This is a genomic window from Amycolatopsis sp. NPDC058986 (assembly GCF_042741125.1).
GTDB lineage: Bacteria > Actinomycetota > Actinomycetes > Mycobacteriales > Pseudonocardiaceae > Amycolatopsis.
On record NZ_JBHYJW010000047.1, the window covers coordinates 59,676 to 82,456 of the forward strand.

The 22,781-nt window shown below is 70.4% G+C and carries 21 protein-coding genes; 10 read left to right on the plus strand and 11 right to left on the minus strand.

Features of this window, described 5'->3' with window-relative positions; genetic code table 11:
- Positions 1 to 226: 226 nt before the first annotated feature.
- Positions 227 to 1,945 (minus strand): ABC transporter family substrate-binding protein, encoded by a 1,719-nt coding sequence (locus ACFW0G_RS32855; protein ID WP_378329363.1) that lies wholly within the window; start codon positions 1,943 to 1,945, stop codon positions 227 to 229.
- A 198-nt stretch (positions 1,946 to 2,143) separates the two neighbouring features.
- On the opposite strand from ACFW0G_RS32855, the gene uppS reads away from it, so the two are divergent.
- The 3 genes from uppS (at position 2,144) to ACFW0G_RS32870 (ending at position 5,725) form a co-directional block, all read left to right on the plus strand.
- Positions 2,144 to 2,908 (plus strand): polyprenyl diphosphate synthase, encoded by a 765-nt coding sequence (gene uppS, locus ACFW0G_RS32860; protein WP_378329335.1) that lies wholly within the window; start codon positions 2,144 to 2,146, stop codon positions 2,906 to 2,908.
- A gap of 44 nt (positions 2,909 to 2,952) precedes the next feature.
- Complete coding sequence (locus ACFW0G_RS32865) at positions 2,953 to 4,329, plus strand: MFS transporter (RefSeq protein WP_378329336.1); 1,377 nt, start codon at positions 2,953 to 2,955, stop codon at positions 4,327 to 4,329.
- Positions 4,330 to 4,480: 151 nt separating this feature from the next.
- Positions 4,481 to 5,725, plus strand: coding sequence for an MFS transporter (locus ACFW0G_RS32870; RefSeq protein ID WP_378329337.1), 1,245 nt, complete (start codon positions 4,481 to 4,483; stop codon positions 5,723 to 5,725).
- A gap of 64 nt (positions 5,726 to 5,789) precedes the next feature.
- On the opposite strand, the gene typA is transcribed toward ACFW0G_RS32870, so the two are convergent.
- Positions 5,790 to 7,718 carry a translational GTPase TypA gene (gene typA / locus ACFW0G_RS32875; RefSeq protein ID WP_378329338.1) on the minus strand — a complete coding sequence of 643 codons (1,929 nt, stop codon included), beginning with the start codon at positions 7,716 to 7,718 and terminating at the stop codon, positions 5,790 to 5,792.
- 202 nt (positions 7,719 to 7,920) lie between these two features.
- Between typA and ACFW0G_RS32880 the strand changes: the two genes are divergently transcribed.
- Positions 7,921 to 8,079: a hypothetical protein gene (locus tag ACFW0G_RS32880; protein WP_378329339.1), complete on the plus strand. Its 159-nt coding sequence runs from the start codon at positions 7,921 to 7,923 to the stop codon at positions 8,077 to 8,079.
- Positions 8,080 to 8,140: 61 nt separating this feature from the next.
- On the opposite strand, the gene ACFW0G_RS32885 is transcribed toward ACFW0G_RS32880, so the two are convergent.
- Entirely contained in the window at positions 8,141 to 8,440 is a 300-nt protein-coding gene (locus ACFW0G_RS32885; RefSeq protein WP_378329340.1) for a YciI family protein, read from the minus strand.
- A 287-nt stretch (positions 8,441 to 8,727) separates the two neighbouring features.
- On the opposite strand from ACFW0G_RS32885, the gene trpS reads away from it, so the two are divergent.
- Positions 8,728 to 9,693, plus strand: a complete 966-nt coding sequence (gene trpS, locus ACFW0G_RS32890) for a tryptophan--tRNA ligase (protein ID WP_378329341.1) — start codon at positions 8,728 to 8,730, stop codon at positions 9,691 to 9,693.
- Between the two features lie 328 nt (positions 9,694 to 10,021).
- On the opposite strand, the gene ACFW0G_RS32895 is transcribed toward trpS, so the two are convergent.
- From ACFW0G_RS32895 to ACFW0G_RS32905, 3 genes are all read right to left on the minus strand, one after another.
- Positions 10,022 to 10,417: a (deoxy)nucleoside triphosphate pyrophosphohydrolase gene (locus tag ACFW0G_RS32895; protein WP_378329342.1), complete on the minus strand. Its 396-nt coding sequence runs from the start codon at positions 10,415 to 10,417 to the stop codon at positions 10,022 to 10,024.
- An 89-nt stretch (positions 10,418 to 10,506) separates the two neighbouring features.
- Positions 10,507 to 11,823 (minus strand): sensor histidine kinase, encoded by a 1,317-nt coding sequence (locus ACFW0G_RS32900; RefSeq protein WP_378329343.1) that lies wholly within the window; start codon positions 11,821 to 11,823, stop codon positions 10,507 to 10,509.
- A complete protein-coding gene (locus ACFW0G_RS32905) occupies positions 11,820 to 12,548 on the minus strand; it encodes a response regulator transcription factor (RefSeq protein ID WP_378329344.1) in 729 nt (242 codons plus the stop codon). Before ACFW0G_RS32905 ends, ACFW0G_RS32900 begins: the two co-directional genes overlap by 4 nt.
- 144 nt (positions 12,549 to 12,692) lie before the next feature.
- Between ACFW0G_RS32905 and ACFW0G_RS32910 the strand changes: the two genes are divergently transcribed.
- The 3 genes from ACFW0G_RS32910 to ACFW0G_RS32920 are packed head-to-tail and all read left to right on the plus strand — an operon-like array spanning position 12,693 to position 15,681.
- On the plus strand, positions 12,693 to 13,796 hold the full coding sequence (locus ACFW0G_RS32910; RefSeq protein ID WP_378329345.1) for an outer membrane lipoprotein carrier protein LolA: 1,104 nt from the start codon (positions 12,693 to 12,695) through the stop codon (positions 13,794 to 13,796).
- Positions 13,793 to 14,800: an ABC transporter ATP-binding protein gene (locus tag ACFW0G_RS32915; protein ID WP_378329346.1), complete on the plus strand. Its 1,008-nt coding sequence runs from the start codon at positions 13,793 to 13,795 to the stop codon at positions 14,798 to 14,800. The genes ACFW0G_RS32910 and ACFW0G_RS32915 overlap by 4 nt, the downstream gene beginning before the upstream one ends.
- On the plus strand, positions 14,797 to 15,681 hold the full coding sequence (locus tag ACFW0G_RS32920) for an ABC transporter permease (RefSeq protein WP_378329347.1): 885 nt from the start codon (positions 14,797 to 14,799) through the stop codon (positions 15,679 to 15,681). Before ACFW0G_RS32915 ends, ACFW0G_RS32920 begins: the two co-directional genes overlap by 4 nt.
- Before the next feature lie 126 nt (positions 15,682 to 15,807).
- On the opposite strand, the gene ACFW0G_RS32925 is transcribed toward ACFW0G_RS32920, so the two are convergent.
- From ACFW0G_RS32925 to ACFW0G_RS32935, 3 genes are read right to left on the minus strand one after another with little or no spacing between them, the layout of a single operon-like run.
- Entirely contained in the window at positions 15,808 to 16,854 is a 1,047-nt protein-coding gene (locus ACFW0G_RS32925; protein ID WP_378329348.1) for an ABC transporter ATP-binding protein, read from the minus strand.
- Entirely contained in the window at positions 16,854 to 18,506 is a 1,653-nt protein-coding gene (locus tag ACFW0G_RS32930) for an ABC transporter permease (protein WP_378329349.1), read from the minus strand. The genes ACFW0G_RS32925 and ACFW0G_RS32930 overlap by 1 nt, the downstream gene beginning before the upstream one ends.
- On the minus strand, positions 18,482 to 19,534 hold the full coding sequence (locus ACFW0G_RS32935; RefSeq protein WP_378329350.1) for a thiamine ABC transporter substrate binding subunit: 1,053 nt from the start codon (positions 19,532 to 19,534) through the stop codon (positions 18,482 to 18,484). Before ACFW0G_RS32935 ends, ACFW0G_RS32930 begins: the two co-directional genes overlap by 25 nt.
- Before the next feature lie 279 nt (positions 19,535 to 19,813).
- On the opposite strand from ACFW0G_RS32935, the gene ACFW0G_RS32940 reads away from it, so the two are divergent.
- Positions 19,814 to 20,104, plus strand: coding sequence for a 4a-hydroxytetrahydrobiopterin dehydratase (locus ACFW0G_RS32940; RefSeq protein WP_378329351.1), 291 nt, complete (start codon positions 19,814 to 19,816; stop codon positions 20,102 to 20,104).
- A gap of 257 nt (positions 20,105 to 20,361) precedes the next feature.
- On the opposite strand, the gene ACFW0G_RS32945 is transcribed toward ACFW0G_RS32940, so the two are convergent.
- Both ACFW0G_RS32945 and ACFW0G_RS32950 read right to left on the minus strand, forming a co-directional pair.
- A complete protein-coding gene (locus ACFW0G_RS32945; RefSeq protein ID WP_378329352.1) occupies positions 20,362 to 20,880 on the minus strand; it encodes a winged helix-turn-helix transcriptional regulator in 519 nt (172 codons plus the stop codon).
- A 10-nt stretch (positions 20,881 to 20,890) separates the two neighbouring features.
- On the minus strand, positions 20,891 to 21,205 hold the full coding sequence (locus tag ACFW0G_RS32950; RefSeq protein ID WP_378329353.1) for a DUF1330 domain-containing protein: 315 nt from the start codon (positions 21,203 to 21,205) through the stop codon (positions 20,891 to 20,893).
- Positions 21,206 to 21,384: 179 nt separating this feature from the next.
- Between ACFW0G_RS32950 and ACFW0G_RS32955 the strand changes: the two genes are divergently transcribed.
- Positions 21,385 to 22,746, plus strand: a complete 1,362-nt coding sequence (locus tag ACFW0G_RS32955; RefSeq protein ID WP_378329354.1) for a M20/M25/M40 family metallo-hydrolase — start codon at positions 21,385 to 21,387, stop codon at positions 22,744 to 22,746.
- Positions 22,747 to 22,781 lie beyond the last annotated feature (35 nt).

Sequence of the window (22,781 nt, forward strand, 5' to 3'; positions counted from 1 at the left end):
TGGATGGGCCGGAGCTTATGACACGCCACGCGACACTCAATTGGCGCACTGCCGGTGCACGCTAGAAAGTAAATGCACCCACAGTCACCACTTCCGGGTCGATCGTGACCAAAGGGTAACTTCCTGCTGACGGCGGGAAATACATCGGTTACCAGCTGGAATCTCCTGGACCACTCCGACGTGTTCCGGATCGTTCACCCGGAAGGGCGGAACGTTCTCGGAACGGCTACTTCGGCCCCCGCGTCCAGTTCACTGCCGACCCGAAAGGACCCACCATCGGCGGTCCGGGCGTAACACCGGAAATACCGGAACCGATGGCGAGGGTATCGGCCAGCTGGAACAACGGGACTACGACGTTCTGCCGCCACAATTCGGGTTCGAGTTGAGAAAGCGCGTCCGCGATCGGCGTCGCTCCGGTCAATGCCGCGTCAATGCGCGGTTGCAGTGCGGAATCGCAGAACCCCGCCGCGTTACCGGGAACCACCGGTTTGCTCTTGTCCGTTCCGGGTGCGGTCTGTTCCGGACGGCACCCGAACGTGGAAGCCAGCACTGACGCGGTGTCACCGCCGACGGCCTGCGGCACCACCGCGATGTCGACGCCGACGTTGCCCGCCGCGTCCGGCGTGCTCTGCTGGACCCCGCCCGCCACGGGCATCGCCAGCTGCCCGGAGAAGAGGTCCCGCGGCTGCGGAGTGACCGTCGAGACGTCGATCCCCGCGGCGACGAGCTGGCTCGACAGTTTCTTCGCGATCGTCGCGTACGGCTCCTGCTTACCGGGCGAGGCGAGCACCAGCGAGAGGTTCTTCCCGTTCTTCCGCCAGGTTCCGGCGTCCTTGCTGTATCCCGCGGACTTCAGCAGTTCCTCCGCCTTCGTGGTGTCCGGTGTGGACGGAGGCCCGGCGGGTATGGTCGCGGCGTACCCCGGCACGGACGGCGCCCGCACCTGGGCGTCGGCACGCATGGTCGCGGACGGGCCGCCCGCCGCCCCCTCGGTGATCAACGCGGAACGGTCGATGAGCGCGGCGACGCCGGCGCGGACCTTTTCGTCCGACAGCACCGGGCTGACCGGGCGCAGCAGGACGTCGGCCACCAGCGGCCGGGCGATGGTGTGCAACTGGACAGCGCTGCCGAGCGCGCCCAGCTGCTGCAGCGCCGAGCCGTCGGTCCGCGACAGGACGAATTGGTCGTTACCACTACGCAGCGCGCCGACGAGTCCCTGGGGATCGGCCCGGCGCACCACGATCCGGTCGATCGCCGAAGGCTTCTCCCAGTACCGCTCGTTGCGTTCCAGGATCACCTCGCCGCGCGCCTGGTCAAGGCTCTTGATGGAGAACGGTCCGGCGATCGCCGGGAAATTCGACGCGAGCGCGCCCTTCCAGCCGTCCGGCGCGTCCTTGAGCAGATGCGCGGGAAGCAGATCGGAAAACAGCGTCTGCCATCCGGGATAGGGCTTCGCGAAGGTGACTTCGACCCGCTTCCCGCCCTCGCGCGACTGGATGTCGGAGATCAGCCGGTAGCCCGCCGGGGCTATCACGCCCGGCTGATCACGCATCTGCTCGCGCAGGTAGGCGAAGTCCTCGGCGGCGATCGGCGCGCCGTCCGACCAGGACGCGTCGGGGCGGATTTCGTAGGCCACCACGAACGGCGACTGCGAGACCACCTGCGCCGACTTCATCAGGTTCTTGTCGAGTTCGGTGGTGCCGTCGTCCTTCTGCCGGAACACCGAGGGCAGCAGGAGCTGGGACAGCGCCGACGTGACCTCGGAGGAATCCGCGAGGTTGTGCGGGTTGTAGCCACCGGCGATGTCGTCGACGCCGACGACGATCTGCGACGGCGCCTTCGTGGCCGTCGACGAAGGAGGTGTCGGCGACGGGGTCGGCGGCGGTGGGGTACTCGAGCAGGCGGCGAGGACCACCGCCACGAGCGCCAGCAACGGCGCCGTCATGCGACTCACCCGCACGCTTCGTTCCTCCCCATTCACCGCTGGAGCACGTCATGGTGCCACGACGGCACCCAGCTCGGCACGAGATTCCCATATCCCGTCCGTGCCACCGTGACCGGATCGGGTACCGCCATCCGGTGGACGCGCCACCGCCCGTCCGGGTTCCCCCGGCCGGGGCATCGATCGGGGTACCGTGCGGGCATGGGGCTGGCCGAGATCGCCTACCGGCAGTACACCCGGCGGCTGCGGGCGGTGGTCCGCCGGGGGCCGGTGCCGGAACACATCGCGATGGTGATGGACGGGAACCGCCGCTGGGCGCGTGACCAGGGGCTCGACGACGTCAGCCTCGGCCACCGGCGGGGCTTCGAGCACGTCGTGGAGGTCCTGCGCTGGTGCGATGCCGCCGGAGTCGGGCACGTCACGCTGTTCTGGGCATCGATCGACAATCTCGCCAAGCGCGCCGCGCCCGAGGCCGCCGCGCTGATGCGGACCATCGAGCGGGTCGTGCCGGTGCTCGCCGCGACCGGCAGGCGCGTCGACCTCGCCGGGCACATCGACCTCCTCCCGGACACCACGGTGCGCGTACTGAAGGAAGCCGTCGAGGACACCCGCGGGATCACCGCGCCCACACTCACCCTCGCCGTCGGCTACGACGGCCGGGTCGAAATCGCCGACGCGGTGCGCTGCCTGCTCGAAGACGCGGCCCGCGACGGCCGGTCGTTGCCGGAGCTGGCGGCGGAGCTGACCCCGGACGCCATCGCCGCGCACCTCTACACCAGCGGGAAACCGGATCCGGACCTGGTAATCCGCACCAGTGGCGAGCAGCGGCTGTCCGGGTTCCTGACCTGGCAGGCGGCGTTCTCGCAGCTGCGGTGCATCGACGTGTACTGGCCGGGGTTCCGTGAGATCGACTTCCTGCGCGCGCTGCGGACCTACGCGGCTCGGCGGACATCGTCCACCCACTGAAAAATCGCTGGGGCGCCGGGCAGCCGGATCGTTAGCTTGGGCAAGTGTCCCGACGCCCGCTGATCCTGGCCATCGTCCTGCTCGCGACGTTCACCTTCCCTCTCACGATCACCGGTTCCTCGCTGGCGTTGCCGGACATCCGGGCGCAGCTCGGCGCCGGGCTGTCCGCGACGCAGTGGGTCGTCAACGGCTACAACGCCTGTTTCGCCGGGTTCCTGGTGTTCACCGGATCGCTCGCCGACATCCTCGGCAAGCGGCGGGTGTACGCCGCCGGGCTGACGCTGTACTGCCTCGCCAACGTGGTCAGCGCGCTCGCGCACGACATCGTGCTGCTCGACGTCGTGCGCGCGATCGGCGGCGTCGGCGCGGCCGCCGCGGTGACCGGCGGCTCGGCGATCATCGCGGAGGCCTTCCAGGGCGCGGCAAGGGGACGAGCGTTCGCGATGCTGGGCACGGTGCTCGGCGCCGGCCTCGCGTTCGGGCCGACGATCGGCGGGCTGCTCGTCCAGGCGCTCGGCTGGCGGGCGGTGTTCGGCGTGCCCGCGCTCGTGGCCGGTGTCGTACTGGCGCTGGTGCCGCTGCTCCCCCGCGGGCCCGGTGAACCCGGCCGCCGGATCGACGTCCCGGGCGCCGCGATGTTCACCTCCGCGCTGCTCCTGTTGATCTTCGCGCTGGTCGAGCTGCCGGACCTGGGCTTCGGGCATCCGGCGATCGCCGGCGCGTTCGGAGCGGCGGCCGTCCTCGCCGTGGCGTTCCCGTTCGTGGAACGACGGCGTGCGGACCCGATGTTCGAACTCGGGCTGCTGGCGAATCCGCGGTTCCTCGGCTACGCCGTCGCGGCGGGGTCGATCGTGTTCATCCTGGTGCCGCTGCTGGTGTACCTGCCCTCGTACCTGATCTCCGTGGCGGGCCTCGGTGCGGGCGAGGCCGGGGTGTGGCTGCTCATGCTGACCGGTCCGGCCGTGGTGCTGCCTTCGATCGGCGCGGCACTGGCGCGGCGGCTGCCGTCGACGGTGCTCGTGACGGGTTCGGTCGCGGTCACCGGCGTCGGCGCCTTCCTGCTCCTTGCCGTCGACGCGTCGAGCAGCCCACTGGCCTGGCTCGGCCCGCTCCTGCTCACCGGGGCCGGGATGGGCCTGTCCACCGGGCTGCTCGACGGGCTCGCGATCAGCAGCGTCCGGCCGGAACAGTCCGGGATGGCGGCCGGGATGTTCAACACCTCGCGCCTGGCGACCGAAACGGTCGCGATCGCCGTCGTCGGCGCCGTCCTCGCCGGGTTGAGCGACGGGCGGCTGGCCGGTCCGGGCTACACCAGCGCGTTGCACGTCGTGTGCCTGGGGCTGGGGATCTTCGGGCTGCTGGCGACGGGATGCGTGCTCGCGCTGTCCCGGGCCGGACGTCGCGTGGCCATGCCCGCCTGACCATCGGGGCTCCGGTGGGAGCGAGGGACCTTTGCTCACGTCCTTGAGCTTGCCAAACATTGGCTTGCTCACGAACGATAGCAAAGGTCCCTTGCTCCTCTTCGCGCGAAACCGGGGGCGGGGCGGGCGGGGTTCTTGCCAAAGTGGACGGGTGACCACCACTCGCAGGCGGGGAGGCCTGCTCCGGCAGCACGACTTCCGGCGGCTCTGGCTCGCCGACGGGTTCAGCCAGTTCGGCGACCGTGTCTCGTTCATGGCGGTGCCGCTGCTCGCGGCGACCACGCTGCACGCGTCGGCGTTCGAGGTGTCGCTGCTGCGGACCGTGCAGACCGCCGCCTATCTCGTGCTCGGGCTCCAGGTCGGCGCGTGGTGTGACCGGCTGCGCTGCCGCCCGGTGCTGCTGATCGCCGATCTCGGGCAGGCGACGGTGTTCGCGTCGGTGCCCATCGCGGCGATGTTCGGGGTGCTCAGCCTCGCCCAGCTGTACGTCGTCGTCGCGATCGCCGGGGTGCTGTCCGTGTTCTTCACCGTCGCGCACCAGACCTACCTGCCGCGGCTCGTCGCTCGCGACGACCTGACCGAGGGCAATGCCCGGCTTCAGGCGAACCTGTCGGTCGCGGCGGTTTCCGCGCCGACGGCGTCGGGATTGCTCCTGCAGTACCTCGGCGGCCCGGCCGCGCTGGGGGTCGACGCGCTGAGCTTCCTGTGGTCCGCAGGATGGCTGAGCCGGATCCGGACGCGGGAGCCGAAACCCGAACGACCCGAACGTGTGCCGATGCGCCGCGAGATCGCCGAGGGCATCACCTACATCGTCCGGCGCCCGGACCTGCGCGCGTTCGCCGGGTCCTATGCGCAGACGAGCCTGTTCCAGGCACCGCAGCTCGCGCTCGGCACCTTGTTCCTGCTGCGGGAAATCCACCTTTCCCCCGGTGCGATCGGACTGGTCGGCACAATCGGCCTGACCGGCGCGCTCACCGGCGCCGCGACCGCGCGCAGACTCGGCGACAGGTTCGGGAACGGCCGCATGCTCTGGGTGTCCGGCCTGCTGTTCGGACTGGGCACCACGCTCGCGCCGCTCACCCAGCCCGGTTGGCTCATCGCGCTGTACACGCTCGGCGGATTCCTCAACGCGTACAGCATCACGGTCATGAGCATCCTGATGGTCAGCCACACGCAGGTGTCGACGCCACCGGAACTCCGCGGGCGCGTCACGGCGACGATGCGGTTCCTGGTGTTCGGCATCGCCCCGATCGGCGCCGCGCTCACCGGCGTGCTCGGGGAAACGCTCGGGCTGCGCACGACGCTGTGGATCGGCGCGGCCGGAATCGTACTCGCGGCGCTGTGGCTCTGGCCGGTGCGCCGCGGCGACTTCCCGACGGGGCTGAAATGCCGTTAAGGCCACCTTACGGGCGCCAGACGCCCGTAAGGTGGCCTTAACGGCATGTGTGTCCTTTGTGGAATCAGCCGTTGTCGCGGCTCTTCGCGCGCGAACGCTCCTTCGCGCGCGTCGCGATGTCGAGCGTGACCTTGCGGACGCGGACGACCTCCGGCGCGACCTCGACGCATTCGTCGGCCGCGCAGAACTCCAGCGCCTCCTCCAGGCCCAGCTTCCGCGGCCGGGCGAGACGCTCGAGCTCGTCACCGGTGGACGAGCGCATGTTGGTGAGCTTCTTTTCCTTGGTGATGTTGATGTCGAGGTCCTCGAAGCGCGGGTTCTCGCCCACGACCATGCCCTCGTACACCTCGGCGCCCGGCTCGACGAAGAACGTGCCGCGGTCGGCCAGCTGGATCATCGCGTACGCGGTGATCGGGCCGGAGCGGTCGGCGACCAGGGAACCACTGTGCCGCGTGCGGATCTCGCCCGCCCACGGGAAGTAGCCCTCGAACACGTGGTTCGCGATGCCGGTACCGCGGGTCTCGGTGAGGAAGTCGGTGCGGAAGCCGATCAGGCCACGCGAGGGCAGCACGTACACCAGCTTGATCCGGCCGGTGCCGTTGCCGCTCATGTCCTCCATGCGGCCCTTGCGGGACGCGAGCAGCTGCGTGATCGAACCGAGGTGCTCCTCGGGCGAGTCGATGTAGAGACGCTCGAACGGCTCGTGCAGCTTGCCGTCGATCGTGCGCAGCACCACCTGCGGCTTGCCGACGGTCAGTTCGAAACCCTCGCGGCGCATCTGCTCGACCAGGATGGCCAGCGCCAGCTCGCCGCGGCCCTGCACCTCCCAGGTGTCGGGGCGTTCGGTGGGCAGCACGCGGATCGAGACGTTACCGATCAGCTCGGCGTCCAGCCGGGCCTTGACCAGCCGCGCGGTGACCTTGTCGCCGCCGTTGCGCCCGGCCAGCGGCGAGGTGTTGACGCCGATGGTCATCGAGATGGCCGGCTCGTCGACGGTGATCCGGGGCAGCGCCACCGGCTCCTCGACGTCGGCCAGGGTGTCGCCGATGGTGATGTCCGGGATACCGGCGATCGCGACCAGGTCACCCGCGGTGGCCTCGGTCGCCGGGACGCGGGTGAGCGCCTCGGTGACCAGCAGCTCGGAGATGCGGACGTTCTGCACCGAACCGTCCTCGCGCATCCACGCCACGGTCTGGCCCTTGCGCAGCTTGCCCGCGTGGATGCGGATGAGCGCGATCCGGCCGAGGAAGTTCGACGCGTCGAGGTTGGTGACCAGCGCCTGCAGCGGGGCGTCAGGGTCCGCGACGGGTGGCGGTACGTGCCGGAGCAGGGTGTCGAACAGCGGGTCGAGGCTCTCGCTCTCGGGCAGCGCGCCGTCGGCGGGCTGCTCCAGGCTGGCCTTGCCGGCCCGGGCGGAGGCGTAGACGACCGGGAGGTCGAGGACCGCGTCGAGGTCGGCGTCCTCGATGTCGCCCGCGAGGTCGAGCAGCAGGTCGTGGGTTTCCTCGACGACCTCGGAGATCCGCGCGTCCGGCCGGTCGACCTTGTTGACCACCAGGATGACCGGCAGTCCGGCCTCCAGGGTCTTGCGCAGCACGAAGCGGGTCTGCGGGAGCGGGCCTTCGCTCGCGTCCACGAGCAGCACCACGCCGTCGACCATGGACAGCCCGCGCTCGACCTCGCCGCCGAAGTCGGCGTGGCCCGGGGTGTCGATCACGTTGATGGTGACCTGGCCGTCCGGAGTCTGCCGGTGGATCGAGGTGTTCTTCGCGAGGATGGTGATGCCCTTTTCCCGCTCCAGCTCGCCGGAGTCCATCACGCGATCGACCACCTCGGCCCGTTCGGCGAACGCGCCGGACTGGCGGAGCATGGCGTCGACCAGCGTGGTCTTGCCGTGGTCGACGTGTGCGACGATGGCGACGTTGCGCAGGTCGGGCCGGGTCTTACCGGTCGACTGGCCGGCTTCGACCGCCGTGGCGCTGGCTGCGGGCACGCGAGGACTCCTGAACTATGAAGATCGGTGGGTGTCCGCGACGCCGGGATGCCGTGCTTCTAGCCACTGCGGCCAACTCTGGCCACACGCGGACCCCACAAGGATACCTGCTACCAAACTGTGAGGAGCCCCACGCCCCATAATCGGTAAGCCTCACCTAACCTGAGAGGCCAACGGCGGACGTCGCCGGTGAGGAGCAACCGTGGGCAAGAAGCAGCTGGACGACCCGAAGGCGGTCGTGCGCAAGCTGATGAAGGCCGGCAAGGTCAAGAAGAAGTGCTGCCGGTCGAAGTCACGCTGCAAGAAGTGCCCGGTGCTGGCGCTGAAGAAGGCCAAGACGCAGCTGGCGAAGGCCGCCTGACCTCGTCAGGAGGGCAACCCCCGGCACGAGCTGCCCGTTCCTGCCTCGTCAGTGCGTAGTGTCAGTGAACTACGGCCTCGTTGATCAACCGGAGTTCGGGCGCGGTCTTCGTCGGCGAGAACTCGATCACTTCGTACTTGGCGAGATGCTTCACGGAGAACGGGTCGGTGGCCAGGATGGCGTCCAGCTTCCCGCGATCCATCGGACGCGTGATGATCACGCCGCCGCTGCGGGGATTTCGCCTGCCGGACGCCAGGAAATGTCCGTGCTCGTACTGTTTGTTCAACCATTCGACATGGTCGGGGAGCACGTAGTCGATTTCTTCGATGGGTGCGGTGTAGTTCAGCAGCACGACATACATGGCTATGAAGGTAACTCCGCCCGGCGCACTGAGCACCGGCGCGCGCCGGGTCGATGCGAAGTGTTGACGGCGCTTGACCGTATCGAGTGATATGCGGTGTTCGCACGGTTTCCGCTGCTGCGCGGCACCCGCTAGACTGGGCGCATGCGCACGTCGAACGTTCAGTGGTGGCCGCCCTCCGGCGGCTCCGACGTTCTGCGTTAACACGCGAAGAGGCCGCCCCGGCGGGTGGCCTTCGCGCTGTGCGGGGGACTTCCCTCGGGGCCCAACCCTGGGAAGGAAGGCACATGATCAAGCTGTCCGGCATCACGCCGTCAGGACACGTCCAGCTCGGCAACCACCTCGGAGCCCTGCGGCGGTGGGCGGCCGACGGCGGGCCGGACGACCTGTACTTCGTGTCCGACCTGCACGCCATGACGACCGCCCACAACCCGGCGAAGCTCCGCGCGCTGGCGACCGAGCAGCTGGCCGTGCTGATCGCCACCGGCATCGAGCCGGAGCGGACGTTCGTCCAGTCCGATCTCGCCCGCGAACTGGGCGCGCTCACCTGGATCCTGGAGTGCACCTGCTCCTACGGCGAGGCCGCGCGGATGATCCAGTTCAAGGAGAAGTCCAAGGGCCAGGCCGGGGTACGGCTCTCGCTACTGACGTACCCGGTGCTGATGGCCGCGGACATCCTGCTGCAGGGCGCCGATCAGGTACCCGTCGGCGAGGACCAGCGTCAGCACGTCGAACTGGCGCGGGCGCTGGCGAAGCGGTTCAACGGCACCTACGGCGACGTGTTCACCATGCCGGAGGCGGTACTGCCGCCCGCGGGCGCGCGGGTGAAGGACCTGGCCGAGCCGACACGGAAGATGTCGAAGTCGACCCGGGACTCGGCGGGCGTGGTGTTCGTGCTGGACGAACCGGACCAGATCCGACGCAAGTTCCGGCGCGCCGTCACCGATGGCGGCTCGGCACCGGCGTACGAGCCGGACACCCGGCCGGGCATCGCGAACCTGCTGGACATCCTGGCCGCGTGCTCGGGAGGCGACGCCGCTTCGCTGGCAGCGGACTACCCGTCGTACGGAGCGCTGAAGGACGCCGTCGCGGACGCGGTGATCGAGGAACTGCGGCCGGTCCGGGAACGCACCCAGGCCCTGCTCGACGACGTCGCCGAGCTGGACCGCATCCGCAAGGCCGGGGCGGACCGGGCCGCCGAGCGGGGCGCGCACCGGCTGTCCTCGGCGCTGCGGCTGTTCGGCGCGGGCTGAAGAGGTTCGTGGCGGCGGTCCGTGGGGGACTCTGGGTCCCTCGATACGGCCCCACGGACCTGCGCGACCGTCCTGAGCTGCGGAAAGAGAGCAAGGGACCTTTGCTAACGTTGGTTAGCCAGCCAATGGTTAGCTTGCCAACGGACGTTAGCAAAGGTCCCTCGCTCCTCTCCGGCGTTAGCAAAGGTCCCTCGCTCCCGCCACGCGACGACCCGAGCAGCCGTCCAGGTGCCGAGGGACGCCTTCGGTGCGTTCGATGCACCGAAGGCGTCCCTCGGTGCGGCCAGTGCACCCAGGGCGTCCCTCGGCACATCCCGCCCGCGAGCCCTCAGGAGCCACCGAGCAGAGCACGCAAGGCGGGCAGCAGCACCCGGTCCGCGGGCAGCCAGTCCAGATCGTCGAGATCCTCGACCCCCAGCCAGCGCACCGCCGAGTGCTCCACCGCGCGCGGCTCGTCCCCGGACGACACCAGCTTGGCCGCGTAGATCCGCAACACCTTCGCGGAGCCCAGCGGGACATCACCACCGACCCGCTCCCCGACGTACACCGCGACATCCAGCTCTTCGAGGCATTCGCGCGCCAGAGCGTCCACATCGGACTCACCGGGTTCGACGCGCCCGCCGGGCAGCTCCCACTGGCCCGCGTGCCGCTCGGGCCAGGCCCGCTGCTGGGCGAGCAGCTTCCCGGCACGCACCAGGGCCGCCCCGACAATCACGTCCGTCATGCGATCGACTCGCTCCGCGAGACAGCGTCGAATCCTTTTCGGCGCATGACATCCATGATTCGCTCGCAAGCATCGCTCATGAACAGAACCTACTGGGCCATCCGCCAGGTCACCTGGAACCGGGCACCGCCGTCGGGCGACTCACCCACCCGCACCGTGCCGCCGCGCCGCCGCACCGTCTCTGCGACCATCGCCAGCCCCAGGCCGGTGCCGCCGGAGGAGCGCGCGCGGTCGTCGGAGACGCGGTAGAACCGGTCGAACACCTTCGCGCGGTGTTCCGGCGCGATCCCCGGCCCGTCGTCGTCGACCACGACCCGCACACTCGAACGCGTCACCAGCACCGACACCACGATCATGCCCCGCGCGTACCGGCAGGCGTTGCGCAGCAGGTTGTCCAGTACGACCTCGACCTCGGCGTGTGCCGTCCACGCCCAGGCCTGCGCGACGGCGCTGCTGACCCGCGTTTCGGGGGCTCCGGCGGGCAACCGCCCGACCGCCGCCCGCACCTCGCTCACCAGCTCCACCGGCTCGCCGGGCGGAATTTCCCCGGCGTCCGAACGCGCGAGGGTGAGCAGGCCGTCGAGCAGGGCGGACAGCCGTTCGGCCTCGGTGAGGATGTCCGAAAGCGTCTCCTGTGCCAGTTCGGGATCCGGGTTCGTCACGGCCACCTCGGCCTGCACCCGGATCGACGCGACAGGCGAGCGCAGCTCGTGCGCGGCGTCGCCGGTGAACCGTCGCAGCCGCTCCTTCGCCTGTTCCTGACGCACGAGCAGCGCGTTGAACTCCTCGGCGAGCGCCCGCAGCTCGTCGTGCGAGTCCGGCAGGGGCAGCCGCGCGCCCGGCGGCAGCGAACGCACCGAACCCCGCATCCGCGCCACCGGCCGCAGCGCCATCCGCACCACCAGCCAGGTCGCGAGCCCCGCGACGAGCGCCCCCACCGACGCGACGACGACCAGCCACACGCCGCCGTAGTGCACGGCCGCGGTGAACCCGACCAGCCCGGCCCCGGCGGCGACCAGCCGCTGACTTCCGTCCGGCGCGCTGACCACCGTCCCCAGCCAGCGGACGCCATCGGTCTGCACCGGCTGTCCCGCCTTGAGCAGGCTGACCTGCTCCGCGCCGAGACCGGACGGCGGCTGGCCGTCCACCGGAGTCCCCGCGATGTCGAGCACCCGCACGGTGACCGGCGAAGCGCCGGTGAGCGGCCGTCCCGCGGCGACTTCGGCGGTCGCCGGGCCCAGCGCTCTCTTGAGCGCCCCATCGACGGAATCGACGAGCAGCGGTTCGAGCTTGTTCGCGGCGAGCGCGGCGAGACCGAGCAGGCAGCCCAGCGTGATCGCGGTGGCCAGCAGGGTGATGCGGACCTGCAGTGACCGGCCGCGCCACCAGGACGGCGACCCGATCACCCCTGGCCCGCCGGCGTGATGACTTCGTCGAGCTTCTCGTCGGAGGCCAGATAACCGTGCCCTCGCACGGTGCGCAGCAGGGCGCCGGCACCCGCCGATTCGAGCTTGCGCCGCACGTAGCCGACGTACACCTCGACGAGGTTGCGGGTCACGGCCTGCTCCTCACCCCAGACCGCGCGCAGCAGCTCGTCCTTGGTCACCACCGTGCCCGCACGCCCGACCAGGACCTCGAGCAGCGCGAACTCGCGCGGGCTGAGCGGGATCTCCGTGCCGTTCCAGCGGACCTGGCGCAGCCCGCGATCGATTTCGAGCGCGCCCAGCCGCAGCGCGCCTCTGGTGGCCTCCGGCCCCGCCCGGCGCAGCACCGCGCGGACCTGCGCGACCAGCACGACGAACGAGAACGGCTTGACCAGGTAGCCGTCGGCACCGAGGTCGAGCCCGTCGGCCTGGTCGACCTCGCCGTCCTTGGCCGAGATCATCAGCACCGGCGTCGCGATCCCTTCACCGCGCAGCCGTTCGAGGACCCGGTAGCCGGACAGTCCGGGCAGCATGATGTCGAGCAGCACGACGTCGAACGAGCCCGTCCGCGCCAGCTGCAGCCCGCTGGGGCCGTCCGCCGCAGTGACGACGTCCATCCCCTCCGCGCGCAGCCCGCGCTGCAGTGCCTTGCGCACGCCCAGCTCGTCGTCGACCACCAGCACCCGAGGTTTCACAGCACTCATCATTCCCGGTTCGTCCGGATCACGGGTGACCTCTCAGCGCCATCTCAGCCTGAAGAGGGGACCTTCAGGGATATCTCAGTCTCGGGCGGGAAGTGTCGTCGCTGGGAGCCGGGCAACACTGGAGCTCGGGATAACAGGGAGAGACGCATGGATCCGAAGAAGAAGGCCATCACCGCGGCCGTCGTCGGCACCGCGCTCGGTGTCGGCGGGCTCGTCTTCGCCGCGATGCCCGCGAGCGCCGGGGACGCCCCCGCGCTGCCGCCGGTCAACGCCGACGACCTCGTGCAGTCCGTGGTGACCGCCAAGCACGAGGCGTTCGACGGCACGCTCAAGATGACCAACAACCTGGGGCTGCCCGCGGTCGGGAACGCGCTGCCGGGGGTCGGCACGCTCAACGCCGACTCCGCGCACGTGTTCACCGACGGCAACGGCAAGAGCAAGGTGTCGATCACCCGCGGTGCCACGCAGGAGACGATCGTCCACGACGGCGCGACGGTCTGGGACTACAGCTCCAAGAACAACAGCGTCACCAAGACGACGATCCCGGCCGACGCGCTCGGCAAGGCCAAGGCCCACGAGAACGGCCAGGTGACCGACCCGAGCACCGCCGCCTCGCAGCTGCTGGCGAAGGTGCGCGAGTCCAGCAACGTCGCGGTCAACGGCACCGCCACGGTGGCGAACCGTCCGGCCTACGAGCTGGTACTGACGCCGAAGCCGACCGAACGCACGCTGCTGCGTGAAATCCGCGTCGCGGTGGACTCGCAGACCCGGATGCCGCTGCGGCTTTCGGTGCTCAGCAACGGCACGGCCACGCCGGCGCTGGAGATCGCGTTCAACGACATCAAGTTCGCCCCTCAGGCGGCGGACCTGTTCACCTTCACCCCGCCGCCGGGCGCGAAGGTGACCGAGAAGCAGCCGAAGATCGACGACAAGACCCGCGCCGAGGCCGAGAAGTTCGCCGACGGCACCAAGGTCGTCGGCGACGGCTGGGACACCGTCATCACCGGCAAGCTGCCCGCGGACGCGCTGAACTTCAAGGCGCAGCAGGGCCAGGAGAAGCAGGGCCACGAGGGCCGCAACGGGGACCCGAGGGCGCTGCTCGACCGGTTCGCCAAGAAGGTCAGCGGCCCGTGGGGCAGCGGCTACCTGGTCACCACGAAGGTGGGCACCGGCGTGCTGACCGACGATGGCCGTTTCGCCGCCGGTGCGGTGCCGGAGCAGGTCCTGTACGAAGCGCTGGGCGCGAAGTGACCAGCACGGTCGAAGCCGGGGCGGCTGTCTCGAACGAGGCAGCCGCCCCGGCGGTTCCGCTGGCGGCACGCACGCGGGGGCTGCGCAAGGTGTACCGGGGGACGGTCGCGGTGGACCACGTCGACCTCGACGTCCCGGAGGGGGCCGTGCTGGGCATGCTCGGGCCGAACGGCTCGGGCAAGACCACCACGATCCGGATGCTGCTGGGCCTGGTCCGTCCCACCGAGGGCGAGGTCGAACTGCTCGGCAGGCCGATGCCGGACGACGCCGCGCACGCGCTGCCCGACGTCGGCGCGCTGGTCGAGGGGCCGGGCTTCCACCCGTTCCTGTCGGGCCGGGACAACCTGCTGCGCTTCGCCGCCGCGGAACCGCGGCTCGCGTCGGCGGGCATCCCGGCGGCCGTGGACTCGGCGCTGGAGCGCGTCGGGCTCACCGACGCCGCCCGACGCCGGTACAAGGGTTACTCGCTCGGCATGAAGCAGCGGCTGGGGCTGGCGAGCGTGCTGCTCGTGCCGCGGCGGATGGTGGTGCTGGACGAACCGACCAACGGCCTCGACCCGGCGGGTACCAGGGAGATCCGCCGGATCATCGCCGAGCTGCACGCGGACGGCGTCACCGTGCTGGTCTCGTCGCATCTGCTGGCCGAGGTCGAGGCGACCTGCACCCACGTCGCGGTGCTCCAGTCCGGGAACGTGGTCGCACAGGGAGAGCTGGCGGACCTGCTGGAGTCGGGCAACGCGGCGCTGCTGGTGCGGACGCCGGACGCCGAACAGGCGATGGAAACGTTGCGGGAGAACAGGATCGGCGCCCGCCTCACCCCGGACGGGGTCCGCGCGGACCTCACCGCGACCCCGGCCCCGAAGGTGCTCGAAGTACTCGTCGGCGCCGGAGTCGCCGTGCACGAGGCGACCCGGGCGCGGACCGGGCTGGAAGACCTGTTCGCGCGCCTGACCCAGGCCGATTCGTCCACAATGGACGACGCGGCCACCGAGGGGGAATCATGACGCAGGCTCTCGCGGCGCCGGTGGCGGTGTCCCGCACGGGGCACGACACCGTGCCGCTGTTCAGGCTCGTCCGCGCCGAACTGCGCTGGATCTTCCGCCGTCCGCGCACGCTGGCCGTGCTCGGGCTGCTCGCGCTGGTCCCCGTCGTGATCGGCATCGGGCTGACGTTCGTTTCGCAGAACGACGCGGCGGACGGTCCGCCGGACAACAGCGGAGGCGCGCTGCTCGCCTCCGCCGTCAACAACGCGTTCATCCTGCCGATCGCCGCGCTGACCATGACGCTGACGCTGCTGCTCCCGCTGGCGACCGCGATGGCGGGCGCCGACGCGGTGGCGGGCGAGGCCGCGCACGGCACCCTGCGTGGCTGGCTGATCGCCCCGGTGAGCCGGGGCAGGCTGCTGGCGGTCAAGGCGTTCGGCGTCGCGACCGTGTCGGTGGTTTCGGTGCTGGCGATGGTGATCACCGGCATGGCCACCGGCCTCGTCATCAACGGCGGCGGTTCGTTGTTCACGCTGTCCGGGAGCACGCTTTCCCTCGGCGGGGCGCTGCTGCGGATCCTGCTCGTGGCGGGCTGGATCGTGCTGCAGCTGTGGGCCGTCGGCGCCGTGGCGCTGGCGATCTCGACCTGGACCGAACATCCGATGCTCGTGGTCGCGACGGTGCTCGCCACCGACATCGTGTTCACGATCCTCGGGTTCCTGTCCTCGCTGAAGTGGCTGCACCCGTTCCTGCTGACGCGGAACTGGTCGATCGCGCCCGCCGGGGTGCTCACCGACCCGATCGGCACGTCGATGCTCGGCGAGGGCGCGCTGCGCGCCGCGTGCTACATCGTGATCGGCCTGTCGCTCGCCTATGCCCGACTGTCCACACGGGACGGCTGATCGGTTTGTCTTTGATGTGACCGGGGGTTGGTCCGTGAATGCCACATTGAGGGACTCTGATTCCCTCAATGTGGCATTCACGGACGACCAGGGGTCTCGGGCGCGTTCGTGCCGGGCGAGATGCTGTCAGCCCACCACGGCGATGCCGTCAGAGTCCAGGGTCAGGCGCACGACGTCGCCGGGCCGGACGTCTGCGGTCACCGGGGCCACAGCGTCCACAGTGGACACATCCGGGAGCCCCAGTGCCACCACCAGCCGCACGTGCTCACGTCGGTGGACCGCGGCCGAGACCTCGCCCGTGACCCCCGATTCCGTGGCGCCGGAGTCCGCGACCCCGGAGTCCGTGAGCCGCAGGGCATGGGGCCGCAGTCCCAGCCGCACCGGGCCGTCCCCGACGTCCGGCAACGCGACTTCCCCCAGCGCGGTCCGCACGGAACCACCGGAGGCGACACCGTCCACAAAGGTTGTCACGCCGAGGAAACGCGCGACACCGTCGTCGGCGGGCTGCTGCCACACCCGCCGCACCGCGTCCTCCTGCCGGATCTCGCCGCCGTCCAGCACCGCCACCCTGTCCGCCAGGGTGAACGCCTCCTCCTGGTCGTGCGTCACCAGCAACGCGGTGATCTTGCTGCGCCGCAGCAGCGCCGCCAGGTCGATGGCCAGCTGCTCCCGCAGTCCGGCGTCCAAACCGGACAGTGGCTCGTCGAGCAGCAGCAGCCGCGGCTCCGGCGCCAGCGCGCGGGCCAGCGCGACGCGCTGTGCCTGACCGCCGGACAGCTCGGTCACCCGCCGCCGCTCGTAGCCGGCGAGCCCGACCAGGTCCAGCAACCGCCGGACCCGCGCGGCGTGCTCCGCGCGCGGCACCCGGTGCATCCGCAGCCCGAAGGCGATGTTCGCGGCGACGTCGCGGTGCCCGAACAGCTGCCCGTCCTGGAACACCAGGCCGAACTCGCGCCGGTGCACCGGGACCGCGGCGAGATCCTCGCCGTCCCAGTTCACCGTGCCTCGCGTGACCGGCTCCAGCCCGGCGATCGCGCGCAGCAACGTCGACTTCCCGGAGCCCGACGGGCCGAGCAGCGCGAGCACCTCGCCGTCGGCGATGTCGAGCCGCACGTCGCGCACGGCGGCAAACGATCCATAGTGGACGGTGAGGTCCCGTACCGACAACGCCATCAGAACTCTCCCACCGCACTGCGGCCGCGCACCGCGCCGAACCGGTCGATCAGCACCACCGCGAGCACGGTCACGATCATCAGCAGCGCACACGCCGCGTAGGCCATCTGGTTGTTCAGCTCCCCCGGCCGCGAAAGCAGGCCCGCGATCGCCACCGGCAACGTCGGCGCGTCCGGCCGCGCCAGGAAACTCGTCGCGCCGAACTCCCCCAGCGCCACCACGTAGCCGAACCCCGCCGCCGCGACGAGGGAACGCAGCGTCAGCGGCAGATCGATCTCCCGCCACACCCGCGCCGGGCTCGCGCCGAGCGTGGCCGCGGCCTGCCGCAGCCGGATGTCGACCGCGCGCAGCACCGGCAGCACCATACGCACCACCAGCGGAATGATCACCAGTGCCTGTGCGAGCGGCACGAGCAGCGGCGACGTCCGCAGGTCACCGGGAAGGGCGTCGAGCGTGACGAGATAGCCGAAGCCGACGGTCACCGCCGACACCCCGAGCGGCAGCATCAGCGCGGCGTCCATCGTCTCGCCCATCCCCCGCGCGAGCCGCCCCGGCGCCCGGCGCAGCGCGACCAGCACCACCGACGCGAGCACCCCGATCGTCATCGCGAGCAGGGTCGCGTCGGTCGCGGCGCGCAGCGAGTTCATCGCCGCCTCCCAGCCGGTGACCTGCAAGGTGCCCGACACACCGGTCCCGGCCAGCGCACGGAAGCCCGCGAGGCTCCATCCGTCCGATGTGGACACCGACTGGACGAGCAGGGAGACGATCGGTGCGAGCAGCAGCGCGACCACGGCCAGCGCCGCGCCGACCACCCACCACTCACCGCCACGCGGCCGCCGCGCACCGTCCACACCGGACCGGACACGGGCCGCGCTCTCCCGGCGTCTGCGCGCGACCGCGCCCACCACCAGCGCCGCGACCACGGCGGCGAACTGGACGAGCGAGAGCGCCGCCGCACCCGAAAGATCGAGCAGGTTGACCGTACGCAGGTAGATTTCGGTCTCCAGCGTCCGGTACCGCGGACCACCGAGGATCAGCACCACGCCGAAACTGGTGGCACAGAAGAGGAACACGACCGCGGCGGCCGAGGAGATCGCGGGCGCGAGCGCCGGGAGCGTCACCGAGCGGAACGCCCGCCACGGTGACGCGCCGAGTGCCCGGGCGGCGTCGGCGGTCCGAGTGTCCAATTGCGACCACAGGCCGCCGACCGTCCGCGCGACGACGGCGACGTTGAAGAAGGCGTTCGCCAGTACCAGCGGGAAAACCCCGCCGTCCGGCCAGATCGTGCGGAACGCCAGCCCGACGACGACGGTCGGGAGCACGAACGGCACCAGCACGAGCGTGCGGACCAGGGTCACCCCTGGCAGCCGCACCCGCGCCAGCAGATACGCGACGGGCAGGCCCGCCACGACGGCGATCACCGTCGATCCGGCCGCGCTCGCCACGGTGAACCCGGCCAGCCGCCACGTCTGGGCGTCGCCCAGCACGGTGCCGACGCCGCCCGCGGTGAACCCGCGGCCGACGATCGCCACGACCGGCCAGGCGAAGAAGACCACCAGGAACGCGATCGGCAGCACCCCGAGGAGCGTGAGCCCCGCGCCGCGCGCGGTCCAGCCGGTCCGCGAGATCAGCCCTGCACGAGCGAGCGCCACTCGGAGATCCACTTCTCCCGGCCGGCCTGGACCTTGTCCGCGGGCAGCTGGGCCGGTTTCTGCGGCAGCGGCGCGGCCTGCGCCCAGCCCGCGGGCAGATCGACACCCTGCCGCGCCGGGTAGACATACATATTGGCCGCGACCGTCACCTGGAACTGCTGCGACAACAGGAAGTCGACGACCTTGCGGGCGCGCTCGACCTGCTTGCCGCCCGCGAGCACCCCGGCGTATTCGACCTGGCGATAGCAGGTGTCGAGCAGTGCCTTGGTGCGCGGCTTCCCGTCATTCCCGAGTTCGGCGGCGGGAGACGAGGCGTAGGAGACGACGATCGGCCGCGGCCCCTTGCCGGACGAGCCGGAGAAGTCCTTGGTGTAGGCCTCTTCCCAGCCACTGTCCACCTTGAGCCCGTTGGCCTTCAGCTTCTGCCAGTACTCCTGCCAGCCGTTCTCGCCGAACTGCGCGATCGTGCCCAGCAGGAACGCGAGACCGGGCGACGCCGTCGCCGGGTCCTCGGCGACCATCAGGTCCTTGTACTTCGGATCCGCGAGATCGGCGTACGACGTCGGCGCGGGCAGCCCCTTCGAGAGGAAGTAGCCGGTGTCGATGTTGACGCAGACGTCGCCGACGTCGACCGCGGACATCCGGTGCTCCTGGTCGACGGCGTAGCGCTGCGGACCGCGATCGGCCTCGGGGCTGGTGTACGGCTCGAAGATCCCCTCGGACAGCGCTCGCGACGCGAAGGTCGAGTCGACGCCGTAGGCGACATCGCCGATCGGGTTGGCCTTCGTGAGCACAAGCTTGTTCGTGAGCGCGCCGGCGTCGCCCTGCTTGAGCACGGAGATCTTGATGCCGGACTGCTTCTCGAAGGCGTCGAGCACCTCCTGGGGCGCCGCCCACGAGTTGTGCGTCACCAGCGTGACGGTCGCCGACTGCGGTGCCTGGCTCGACCCGCCGGACAGGGAGCAGGCACCGGCGAGCGCGGTCACCGTGCCGAGCGCGACCGCCGTCTGCACGGCCCTGCGTTTCATCGGTCCTCCTGTGTTTATGCGGGACACACCCTCGGGTGCGGGTGTCCCGTATGAGCACTGCCGGTCGGTGGAACGAGCAGAGCTTCGCGATTGTGTGCTCATTCCACCTCCTGTGCTCTGCCGGACAAGAGGCGGCCTGATCGACAGGGCCTCCCCGACCGGCATGATCCGGAATCAGGTGCGAACGGTCGCGGACGGAAACGCCCGCCTCTCAGCCCGGCCGCACCGGACTCCCGTGGCAACCGTGCAGCGTAGCGGAGGAGGCATCACCATGGAGACATGGCGGAACTCCTCACCGAAGAACAGGCCGACATGGCGCTCACCGACCTCGCGGGCTGGCAGCGCGACGGATCGACGATCGAGCTCAAGGTGGAGCTCGCGAGCTTCCCACAGGCAATCGAGGTGGTGGACCGGGTCGCCGTACTGGCCGAGGCCGCCGATCACCATCCCGACATCGACATCCGCTGGCGAACCCTCGTCTTCCGGCTGAGCACGCACTCGGCCGGCGGGCTGACGGTGAAGGACTTCGCGCTCGCTACCCAGATCGACGGGGTCCTCGCCGCCTTGTGACCTTCGCTACCTGCGACAACATGATCGTCCCCCTCGCGCGTCTCCCCAACGAAGACGCGCGACGGAAGGATGCGGGATGACTCAGGCGATCATCGTGGGTGGGATGGCGTTCGTGGCGATGGTGGCGGCCGGGGCCGGGGTGCTGTGGTTCACCGCGCGGCACCGCCAGTCCGACAACTGAGGCCCTCTCACCTGGTCAGAGTAGCCGGAAAGTGATCTTGGACACACTGGCCGTCCACCGGTAACACGAACCTTGATCAGCGCGCTGTTCCTGCGGAAGTGCCGGCCTCGCTCCGTAGGGACAGCTCATGAACAACACCCCCGCCCTCAACGCCGCCCAGCGCGCGTGGATCTCCGTGTTCGCGACCGCGGTCACCCTGGTCTCGATCATCGTGCTCGGCGTGCTCGGCTGACGCCGACCGATCGAAGGCGTCCCGCGCGGCCATCAGCTCCGGCAGATGCCGCGCGGCCCATTCCCGGCAGGCCTCGATGGGCGCCAGCAAGGTGCGTCCCAGCTCGGTGATCGCGTACTCGACCCGCGGCGGGATCTCGTCGTAGGCGCGGCGTGTGATCATGCCGTCGCGCTCCAGCGAACGCAGGGTCTCGGTCAGCACCTTCGGGCTGACCGTGCGCAGGGGCACCCGCAGCTCCGAGAACCGGCGCGGGCCGCCCTCGAGGCAGAGCACGACCATGCCGCCCCATTTGTCGCCGATCCGGAACGGTGTCACGCCCGAGGGACATTCCGGCGCGAACATGTCCGGCTGCAACGGCTGCATTCCGCCGAAGCTAGCCAGCCTGCGGCTGCGTGGCAACCACGCCGTCGACGAAGAGTATCCGCCGGTCCAGCGCCGTCTCACTGAGCTTCCGCGCCTCGATGTACTCCGGCGATTCGTACCACTCCCATACGCGGGCCATGTCCGGGAATTCGAGAACCACCACCCGGCGCGCGGCCGAGAACTCCCCTTCGGCCGCTTCGGGCTTCACCCCGCGCGCGAGATAGGTACCGCCGTACTGCGCGATCGACGCCGCGGCCAGCTCGCGGTAGCGCCGCGCCACGGCTTCGTCGAGGACTTCGGATTCGGAAATCACGTAAGCGCTCATACCCCCGATCATGACCGCGTTTCCGGCGCGGAACCTGGTGCGGCGGGTACCGGGATGCGCGCCACCAGCCGGGCCGAGCACACCGCAAAGAGGACAAAAAGGGCCGATCGGAGGTTGTTCTCCCGTCCGTCCCGCTATTGGCTACGCAGACACGACGTCGATGAGGTGAGGGGTGTCCCATGGCTGGTCTGCGCAGGCGTGACGTGCTCGCGGGTGCGGTGGCGTTGGCGGGCGCGGCGACGATCGGGCTGAACCCGCCCGCCGCGGCCGCCGCCAACCGCCAACGCCCCGGGACGCCGTACGCGCCCTCGCTGGACTTCGGCGACTACCCGGTGGTGGCCCGCGTACGGGCACGACGGGCACTGGAGCACCTTCGCGTGCTCAGCGACCACATCGGCACCCGAGTCGCGGGCACCGAAGGGGAACTGCGTGCCAAGGACTACCTCGCCCGCGTGCTGCGCGAACTGCATTACCAGGTCACCGTGCAGCCGTTCCCCATCGCCGACAAGTTCCTCGGCTCACTGCGCGTGGGCCGCGACACCTGGCAGACCGGCTCGTCACCGCAGGCACAGCAGGACGTCACGCGCGAGGCAGCCGTGATCGACGTCGGCGCGGGCGACACTCTGCCCGCCGATCTGACCGGCAAGATCGTCCTCATCGCGGCCGTGCAGAACAACGCGGAGGCCTATCGCCTGGCGGCCGAGCGCGGCGCGGTCGCGGTGCTGCTCGGCCGGATCGGCGCGGACCCCGCGCGCAAGCTGTCCGCGTTCTCGCCCACGCTCACCGCGCCGGTCGCCGTTCCGGTGCTCGGCCTCGCCCAGGTCCAGGTGGAACGACTGCGGAAGCGCCTCGCCGAGGGCCCGCTGCGGGTGAGCGCGTCCGCCGTGCACCACAAGAACCTGACCTCCCACAACGTGATCGCCGAGCGCCCGGCCACCTTCCCCGGCCGCGACGACGGAGTCGTCATGGTGAGCGCCCACTACGACAGCGTCCCCGGCTCCCCCGGCGCCAACGACGACGGCAGCGGCACCGTGCTGTGCCTCGAACTCGCGCGTGTCCTGCGGCACCTGCCGACCACTCGCGCGGTGCGATTCGCGTTGTGGGGCGCCGAGGAGTACGGCCTGATCGGCTCGAAGCACTACGTGGGTCAACTGTCCGATGTGGACGCCCGGCGCATCCGCGGCTGTTTCCAGAACGACATGGTCGCCACCAGCTACGACCCCGCGACGGTGTACTGGCTGCTTTCCGTCGACGGCGCCGACAACGCCACCACGCAGGCCGTCGGGTCCGCCGCCAAACGCCTCGGCTACGACCCGCGCGTGCGCGGCCCGGTGGCCCGCGGCTCGAGCGACCACGTACCGTTCTTCGAACGCGGCATCGCTGCGGCGAACTTCAGCTGGCGCGGCGAAAGCGGCCCCGCCGTACTGGAGCCGACCTACCACACGCCGGAGGACACCATCGCGGACAACGTCAGCCTGGAACGGCTCCAGGTGTCGCTGGAGCTGATCGGCGCCGCCGCCTACAACCTGCTGCGCGCCTAGCGGTCCGGTTTCCCGTCTACGGGCGTGCGCTGGTT